The sequence below is a fragment of the Mesorhizobium sp. M2C.T.Ca.TU.002.02.1.1 genome (assembly GCF_003997225.1).
Map to the genome: position 1 here is coordinate 1 of NZ_RZTO01001085.1, position 1,666 is coordinate 1,666.

The 1,666-nt window shown below is 64.6% G+C and carries 3 protein-coding genes; 2 read left to right on the forward strand and 1 reads right to left on the reverse strand.

Going from position 1 to position 1,666, the window contains the following annotated elements:
* The coding region (locus tag EOD07_RS33595; protein ID WP_164772802.1) for an alcohol dehydrogenase catalytic domain-containing protein at nt 1-374 on the reverse strand (374 nt) is incomplete at its 3' end.
* Nucleotides 375-488: 114 nt separating this feature from the next.
* Between EOD07_RS33595 and EOD07_RS33600 the strand changes: the two genes are divergently transcribed.
* On the forward strand, nt 489-1,097 hold the full coding sequence (locus EOD07_RS33600; RefSeq protein WP_127238273.1) for a TetR/AcrR family transcriptional regulator: 609 nt from the start codon (nt 489-491) through the stop codon (nt 1,095-1,097).
* A 93-nt stretch (nt 1,098-1,190) separates the two neighbouring features.
* Nucleotides 1,191-1,666 (forward strand): LysR family transcriptional regulator (locus EOD07_RS33605; RefSeq protein WP_164772803.1); only part of this gene is annotated, 476 nt, incomplete at its 3' end.

A 1,666-nucleotide genomic window follows, 5' to 3' on the forward strand; every position in this document is an offset into this window, starting at 1 on the left:
GCCCATTGCTCGTCGAGCAGCGCATATTCCGAGAGCATGCCGTTCAGCGTGCAGCCGAGCTGGTCGACGATGCCTGGATGCATGCGGCCGTCGATCCAGCGCGCGAAGTAGCTGCCGGTGACGCGGTCGCCGACAGCAAAGCGCGTCACGCCGTCGCCCACGGCCACCACTTCGCCGGCGCCGTCGCTCAGCGGCACGATGCCCGCGCGTGGCGTGAGCGGATAGGTGCCGTTGAGGATCATCGTGTCGCGGCGGTTGAGCGAGGTGGCGCGAACACGCACCAGGATCTGGTTTGCCCCTGGCTCGGGCATTGGTACCTCGCGCATCGACAGCTTCTCGACGTCGCCGAATTCGTCGAGCCGATAAGCCCGCATTTTCTGCCTCCAAAATATGTAGACCGATTTACATATTATGTAGACCGATTGTCATATTATGGGCAAGCCCTATAATGCGCACTCCTGACAGAGGTTGACATTCGAGAGGTCGACATGGCGACGGACACACGCACCCGCATGGTCGAGGCGACGGCGCTGCTCATCCGTCAGCGCGGCTATCACGGCACGTCTCTGAACGACATCTTGAGCGCCAGCGGCGCGCCGCGCGGCTCGCTCTATTTCCATTTCCCCGGCGGCAAGGACCAGCTTGTCATCGAGGTGACGCGCGCCAGCGTCGCCGACGTGACCGAGCGGCTGGGCGCGGCGCTGTCGATGGAAAGCGACCCCGCCGTTGCCGTCCGCCACATCTACCAGTCGGTCGCGCGCATGCTGGAGGAGAACGAATTCTCGCTCGGCTGCCCGGTGGCGCCGGTCGTGCTCGACGCGCCGAACAACGTTCCGGACCTGGCCGAGATCTGCCGCTCGGCCTTCGAGCAGTGGATCGGATTGCTGCGCCAGGCATTCGTCAGGGCAGGGGTGCCGGAGCGGCGCGCGCAGGCGCTGGCGCTGTTGGTCGAATCCTCGCTCGAAGGCCTGATGGTGATCGCCCGCGCCACCCGCGACCGTACCCCGGTCAGCGTTGTCGCCGATGAGGTGGCGGCGCTTGTCGAGCAGGCCGCGCTCGCCGGCAAGATGGCGAAGCAAGCCGACGCTACCGTTTGAAGGCAAAGGGCTTTGCCGCCTCCGAAAATATCGGCTTAACTTGCCGGGTCTTGCCGCAACGGGCGGCTGGCGAAGTGGCTTCAGGAGCAGGCGTTGGGGCGCAGACAGTCGGATCAGGCGGTTCGCGGACCGCAATTCGCCAGGAATCTCGACTGGAACCTGCTGAAGTTCTTCCATGAGATCGCCAATGCTCGCTCGGTGACCAAGGCGGCGCAGGAGCTTAACCGCAAGCAGCCGGCGCTGAGCCTCGCGCTGCGGCGCCTGGAGGAGAGGCTTGGCGTCACGCTCTGCCATCGTGGCCCGACCGGCTTCGAGCTGACGGAGGAGGGCCGCATTCTTGCCGAGCACTGCCGGGAATTCGCCGGCGCGATCCGTGAAATCCCGGCGAAGCTCTCGGACCTCAAGTCCGAGATACGCGGACATTTGCGAGTGATGTTGGTCTCCAACCTCGTCGCGCCGCCGCTTGATGAGGCGATCGCCGCTTTCCATGCCAAATATCCGGCTGTCGAGCTGATCGTCGAGGTCGCAGCCTGGACCGAAGTGGTCAACTCGCTCATCCAGCATAGGAT

Coding starts and splice junctions, on each gene's coding strand:
- EOD07_RS33600 (WP_127238273.1), top strand. CDS start 489: ATGGCGACGGACACACGCACCCGCATGGTCGAGGCGACGGCGCTGCTC.